Source organism: uncultured Ligilactobacillus sp., from assembly GCF_948826705.1.
Classification (GTDB): Bacteria; Bacillota; Bacilli; order Lactobacillales; family Lactobacillaceae; genus Ligilactobacillus.
The window spans coordinates 1-6,401 of record NZ_CAQLEL010000118.1 but is presented as its reverse complement, the minus strand read 5'-3'; the positions used below and the strand labels follow the sequence as shown (position 1 = coordinate 6,401).

General features: G+C 42.8%; 6 protein-coding genes and 1 pseudogene. 1 reads left to right on the top strand and 6 read right to left on the bottom strand.

Annotated elements, in window-relative coordinates:
- The coding region (locus Q9Q35_RS08560) for an SDR family oxidoreductase (RefSeq protein ID WP_304652991.1) at positions 1-302 on the bottom strand (302 nt) is incomplete at its 3' end.
- On the opposite strand from Q9Q35_RS08560, the pseudogene Q9Q35_RS11995 reads away from it, so the two are divergent.
- Positions 296-886, top strand: a pseudogene (locus Q9Q35_RS11995) (HdeD family acid-resistance protein); the annotation flags it as partial. The gene Q9Q35_RS08560 and the pseudogene Q9Q35_RS11995 sit on opposite strands and share 7 nt — an antisense overlap.
- On the opposite strand, the gene Q9Q35_RS08555 reads toward Q9Q35_RS11995, so the two are convergent.
- The 5 genes from Q9Q35_RS08555 to Q9Q35_RS08540 all read right to left on the bottom strand — a co-directional run.
- Complete coding sequence (locus Q9Q35_RS08555; protein WP_304652990.1) at positions 837-3,404, bottom strand: Rib/alpha-like domain-containing protein; 2,568 nt, start codon at positions 3,402-3,404, stop codon at positions 837-839. The pseudogene Q9Q35_RS11995 and the gene Q9Q35_RS08555 sit on opposite strands and share 50 nt — an antisense overlap.
- A gap of 1,029 nt (positions 3,405-4,433) precedes the next feature.
- Positions 4,434-4,550 carry an XkdX family protein gene (locus Q9Q35_RS11990; RefSeq protein WP_370648892.1) on the bottom strand — a complete coding sequence of 39 codons (117 nt, stop codon included), beginning with the start codon at positions 4,548-4,550 and terminating at the stop codon, positions 4,434-4,436.
- On the bottom strand, positions 4,543-4,818 hold the full coding sequence (locus Q9Q35_RS08550; RefSeq protein WP_304652989.1) for a hypothetical protein: 276 nt from the start codon (positions 4,816-4,818) through the stop codon (positions 4,543-4,545). The genes Q9Q35_RS11990 and Q9Q35_RS08550 overlap by 8 nt, the downstream gene beginning before the upstream one ends.
- Before the next feature lies 1 nt (position 4,819).
- Entirely contained in the window at positions 4,820-5,899 is a 1,080-nt protein-coding gene (locus Q9Q35_RS08545) for a collagen-like protein (RefSeq protein ID WP_304652988.1), read from the bottom strand.
- Positions 5,900-5,908: 9 nt separating this feature from the next.
- Positions 5,909-6,401 (bottom strand): LysM peptidoglycan-binding domain-containing protein (locus tag Q9Q35_RS08540; protein WP_304652987.1); only part of this gene is annotated, 493 nt, incomplete at its 5' end.

Below are 6,401 nucleotides of genomic sequence, written 5' to 3'. Positions count from 1 at the left end.
CTGTAAGCTTTGTATCCGAGGTCTCTTTCATCTGCTCCAGCTCTATTACTTTCTTCTTCCAACGTCTTGTCGATGAGGTTCTCCAGGTCTTCCACGCTCGTTGCGTCGGCCGGAACCACTATCGTGTTGCATTTTTTGGCCAGCTCGCCGATGGTGCCCATGCGGATGGATATGGCCGTATTCGTGAGGACGATTTCGGCGCCTTCCTCTACTGCCCGTTCCGCCACTTTCCAGGCGATGGACTGCTCGTTGAGCGCTCCGAAAATCAGACCTTTCTTTCCTTTGAGTAATTGAGATGCCATGTTGTACAAGGTTAAAATTCCGGACAAAAGTAACAAAATTTTTTCAATCGCTCCTTTCCGGCCGTTTTTATCGGTTTAATTCCGTGCAGGCTTTTCCGCTTCGGCAGGGTCCGGATCGATTCGGCCTGCGTCCGCTCCGGCACGCGAATTGTCGGAGAACAGACAGCTTTAATTTAACAAGTTTTACGATGAAAAATGTAACTTACCTTATCGAGCGGTCGAAGCAGGCCGTGCGTTACTGGTGGCTGATGCTGCTCATCGGCATCGCGCTTTTCGTGCTCGGAATCCTCGTGTTCATCTATCCCGCTCAGAGTTACGTAAGCATGGCGGTGCTTTTCGGCTGGGTCATCCTCGCCGCAGGTATCCTGGAGGTCGTGCTCTCGGCTTCGAGCGACCATTTCGTCACGGGCCGCGGCTGGATGTTGGCCGGGGGTGTCATCCAGATTATTCTGGGTCTGATTCTGGTGTTCAATGTCGCCCTTTCGGCCGTCACGCTGCCTATCGTGCTCGGGTTCTGGCTCCTGTTCCGTGGTTTCAGCACCATCGGTCTGGGCGGCGACATGCGGGCCATGGGCATCTCGGGCGCCGGTTGGACCATCGTCGGCGGGGTTCTGCTGCTGCTGTGCGCCCTGTGGATGCTTTTCCAGCCGCTGGTCTTCGGCACGGCGTTCGTGGTCGTATGGCTCGGGGTCGCGCTGCTTTTCGCAGGCGTTTCGGCCATGGCGCTCTCGTTCCAGCTTTTTGTTCGAATCCTGTATTGGCATTTACTTGTGGTAATGTCAATTCAGTCAACGCTGTACCTTCTTTTACATCAAATACCGTTGAACTGCCTGCCGCAAAACTTCCGTTTGCTCCAGCTTCAAATACCACTCTGACATAACCTTGTGGGGTCGGTTGACTTGGATCTTTCGTTTGATCGATCACTTTGTCTAATACCGTCACCGTTACTTCTGCCGTATCTTTTGTACCGTCTGGATACGTTACGATCACTGGAATGTGGTAATCTCCAGCTTTTTGACCGTCTGGTAACTTAGTCAAATAATTTGGTGCTACTTCGATCACTGGTTGATCTGCGCCACCTGCTGGGTAATCTGTCGTTACTTTAGCTGTCACTTGGTCAGCTGTCGTTGCTTCACCAAAGCCCTTTTCTAAAGTACCACCTGTTGCCGTATACTTATCTGTGTCAGTAGGCATTTTAGCTAAAAAGCTATCCGCATCGACTGTGACCCCATTAACAACCAATTCTACTTCATAGATCGTATCGGTTGTCATATCTGCAGGAACAGTAAATTCAGCAGCCTTTTTGGCTTCTGCTAAATTTGTAACTTCTGTTCTACTGATCTCTTTACCACCAGCTTGCCAAACTATTTCCGTCACTTGTCCTGGACTGAAAACTGCATTAACATCTGAGATCGCTTTATCCCCTGGAAGTGCAGTTTTAGAAGTTGTATCAAAATTTGTAATGTCGATTTGATAATTTTCCAAATTAGGAACTAAAGCAAAATGAGAATTATACACTTGTTGTCCTACAACAAATGGATTTGAATGTGTGTATTGCCGTGGATTACCATAAGCTGGTACTGGATAATTACTGTAGGCGGTTTGAACTTCGCCCTTTGGATTAAGAACGAATTGATACAAGCCATCTGTATCTATATCATCAGTAAAATGAGCTGTGTATCTTCCATCGATCACAGGCGCCACTACAACTTCTTGGATATATTCTGGATGCGCTTCTAAAATCGCTAACTGCTCTTTTACTTTATCATTTACATTATCCGCATCTTGTGTACTCTTAAGTGCAGCTATCCCTTCAGGCGTCAAAGCAGCTGTAACTACTCTAAAACCATTCTTAGCTTCATCTGCTGTTTGATCGACAAAATTTTCTCCAGTTGATGTTGGAAAAGTCGTTCCATTTTTAGAAGTTTCCCACCAAACAGAACCCGAGACCCGATTAGTATCTTGCGTAACTAGACCAGGATTACTATCCGGACCAGCATCATCATAACGCCAATTCTTTGGATCACCAACTAACTTATTTAAAGTATCAGTTGATGGTAATTCTGCAACATAAATACTTGCTCTTTGCAAATTAGCTCCTGCCAAATAAAAGGCTCCAGCTGTTGTTGGGGTCGAAAAACCTGGCGTATTCCCAACTACTGGTCGGAAAGTGACTAATTCATTTCCATCAGCTGATTGTTGCCCTGGCGCTAACCAAAGTTTGAGACGTTGGCTTGAAGTTGGGATAAAGGTGAATTTATGCTCAACACCATTAGCATCTGTAAAAGTTGGTAGATCAAAAGCAAATGTACCATCTCCACCACCATTGGAGGCCGCTCCAGCTAGATTATGTGTTTTTGTAGAATAAACTGGACTTATTGCACCATCAGTATCGATCCATTGCAAATAAACCGTGTAGTCATTAAGTTTAGTAGCACCACCTGTTCCTGGAGTGTACCCTACTGCAGAAGTAGGCGCTAATTCTACCCAACCACTAACTACTTGATTTGCATTTGTCAGTTGTCCACCTGTTGTTACTTTACCCGATTCGATCGCATCAATGTCAATTGGCGTATTATCTGCAACTTGAGGAGCAGTCGGTTGAGCTGTAGTTGATGTATCATTTGCTAAAGCAACATTATTTGAAGATACATCTAATGATGTTGTTGCTACTCTAGTAAATGCTTCTTTGTCATTTCCTTGGTCAACTGTTGCACTAGTCTCTGCCTCATCCTTTGGCGTAGCAACTGGATCGGCTTGTACTGAAGTCGTTGTTTTAGTGTCTTTACCTGTTTCAGTATCACTAACTTTATCAGTTGCAGCATCTAACTGGGTCGTATTTTTTTCTGTCGTAACGTCTTTCTCATCAGCTTGTGTATTTTCTGATGGCGCAGTCACTTCCGAAATGACCTTGTCAGGATCAGTATTTTTTTCTGCTGTAGCCACATTTTCAACTTGTGTATTTTCATCAGCTAATACTGTTGTTTTTGAAATTAAATTACTTGAAATAAAAAAGCCTGCAGCAACACTGACTGATACGACCCCAATACTTAAACGTTTGATCGACCATTTACGATAATGCTCGCCTTGTTTTTCTTGCATAGCTTTTACATTATTTTTTCCTACCACGTCTTACCATACCTTTCTCTAAAAATTCCTATGAAACACCTAAGAATTATGAATATATCTCGTATACATCACATCCTTATTGCTCTTTATTTTCTACAGAGGGATTATGTAGATTGGTTTTATTATATCATTAATTAACGGTTGTTTACACCTTATTAATTATTAATTAAAATCAAAGTTTAAGTAAATATATAAATTTATAATAAAAAAAGAACTTTAAAACAAAAATAGTTTTAAAGTTCTTTTTATTATAGTGCTCATCTATTTTGAGGACATCTTAAATATAATTATCAAAAATCAGCGAACAAATTGAGCTGGTTAGAATCAGGTAGATCATCTAAGACGTGGTTTTCGGTCATGAAGACTTAGAGCAAATTAACAAAGCCTAATAAATCAACATTTACTTGATTTATTGCAATTTCTAACAAACTTTTATTCCACTTAAGTACTGTTTATATCCGCTTAAGTGGAATTTTTTTGCCCATTTATTGCCCATTATCTGCCCGTTTTGCAAAAATTTCGCACTTTCAATAATCACATTGCCCATTTCAAAAAACACCCCAGCCGACAAGCAACTGGGGCACGTTTATCTATCGACGGTCTTTCAACCAGTCATAGATGATGCTTGATACAAGATTGACTAAGATAGCCAATATCAAGCTTAAAATTGAAGCGAGCATGAAGTTTCACCTCCAGCTGTACTAATTGAAATTGGTTAGATTTCACGTACTAGTCAAGTATACAAAATTTCTTGACAAAAATAAATAACTAGCATATTATAATGATGAAGTGAGCATGAGTCATCTCTTGCTTGGCGAGTTGGTTACTCGCAACAGTCTTACCTTCCAACTTTTTTGTTGGAGGGTAATTTTTTTGCGTAAAAAAGCCCCACGTACGGTTCCTATACACTAAAATAGGTCCATGTGGGGCGATTGATCTTTTACCAGTATAACACAAAAAGCGCCACGCCCGATACTTTTTCGAGCGTGGCGCTTAGTTTAGCTATTCATATTTCTTGCCAGTGATTTCTTCATACTGCTCAGCTGTAATAGATTTAAGCTTCACAAATTTTTTGATCGACAAACCTAACTTGTGAAGTGATTTGCACACGTTATACATCTTCTTCATCACCTCCAGTTAAAGTTAAAAGCAATTCTGTATTTTGCGCTACTTGAATAGATAGATCTTCGATCGCCTTCAATAAATCTAAGTCTTTATTGTCTCCAGTCCACTTAGTGCCATCCCATTTAGGATTTGCTAAATGATAAACTTCATTATTTAAAGTTCTAGTTGGTGGTAGCTCTGTCGAGTGCTCCGGTTGGTTTGGCGCTTGCACCTCACCAATATATTCTTTCGTCACTGCATCATACATATAATAAATCGACATTTTATTCTCCCTTTCTGACTGCTCCAAGGTTCATCACATCATTATCCGACCAAATACCCAATTCGTACATTACACGAGCAAATACTGGCTTACGACCATACGAAGCACTATTTGTACCATCATTGCCAAAGGCGTTAGACCATTCGTACTTACTTGCATCTTGCTGTGGATCAAGCACCTTAGTCGTTAGTGCCCAGTAGTCAAATGATCCGACTTTACTTTTAAACTTGTCGATCGTCAACGCCCCTCTTGTTGCACTGATAATATTTGGTACAAGAGGCCAAGTTGCAAAATCAGTGGCATTTAAATTGCCAGCAAAGCCGTAACCATAGACCGTAGCGGTTGTAGCATACTCTGGAAACTGTAAGCCACAACCGTTGTCAAACCAAAGTGTCCAAGGTTTGGTGGTGCGATCGAGTGTCCAGCTAGTAGGTGCATGTCTCGTAGCAGTCTCAGACTTAGCCTTCAAACTGTCAATAAAGTCCTGCTCCGATCCCGTGTTCCCAAGATCAAGCCAAATTTGATAGGCAGACTTGCCATCTGCACCTTTTTCGCCTTGATCCCCTTTAGGGCCCTGCGCTCCATCCTTACCATTTAGGCCGTCACGACCAGCAGGACCAACTGGGCCGGGATCTCCTTTGGGACCAGGTTCGCCTCGGTCGCCCTTTGGGCCAACAATAGGTACACCTGCATCGCCGTTAGCAATCTCTTTTCTAAGTTGCTCGATTGTGATCGTGCTCAATGTTGTACCTGTGATATCGTTCAATGTACTAGATAGCCGCAACGTTATTTGTTTTTCATCTGGATAGATATATAGCTTTTCATTGCGATACATCCAAATTTCTAAGCGATAGTCATCTGCAGGTAGATCAGCAAACTTTGCGCTATCGATCGTGATCGCACCGTTTTCGATATCAGGAGCGATATCCAACAAAAATCCTGTCCTGTTGCCGATCTTTACAGTGACGTTGTCGCTTTCTGACACGATAGTCTGCTTGTCGTCGTCAAACAACAAAAGTTCATAAATCCGACTTGTATCACGAGCTTTTTGCAGACTATTGTTGATCGTTACTCTTCGCATAGCGATCACCTAATAGCGCAAGTTTTGACCGGGATAAATAATATTTGCATTTCTGATCCCGTTTACGCTTTGTAGATGCGATACTGTTGTACCTAGACGACTAGCGATCGTGCTTAGATTATCACCGGATCGTACTGTATATACGCTCATGATTGTAGCTTGACCGCCAACTTTGAGTACTTGACCGGGGTAGATCAAGTTAGCATTGCGAATGTTGTTAGCGCTCTGTAACGCACTAACTGACGTACCAAAGCGCGCTGCGATCGCACTCAAGCTGTCACCGCTACGAACGGTGTATGTGCCTGTTGTAGATTGAGCATTGTTTTGCTTAGCTGTCGATAGGATCTCAACGTTAGAACGATCGATCCAAGACATAATGCCCTTGAGCAAGACTTTGTTGCCACTAGTTTGAATGACTTCATAGCTATTGCCTTTGACCCAATCCGGGATTGCTTGACCAGTGGACCACACCTTAGCGCCAAAGTTGACTTTAACAGTGTAG

Excerpts from the sequence above, each read along its gene's own strand:
- Q9Q35_RS08555 (WP_304652990.1), bottom strand. The coding sequence starts at position 3,404 with ATGCAAGAAAAACAAGGCGAGCATTATCGTAAATGGTCGATCAAACGT.
- Q9Q35_RS11990 (WP_370648892.1), bottom strand. The coding sequence starts at position 4,550 with ATGTATAACGTGTGCAAATCACTTCACAAGTTAGGTTTGTCGATCAAA.
- Q9Q35_RS08545 (WP_304652988.1), bottom strand. The coding sequence starts at position 5,899 with ATGCGAAGAGTAACGATCAACAATAGTCTGCAAAAAGCTCGTGATACA.
- Q9Q35_RS08550 (WP_304652989.1), bottom strand. The coding sequence starts at position 4,818 with ATGTCGATTTATTATATGTATGATGCAGTGACGAAAGAATATATTGGT.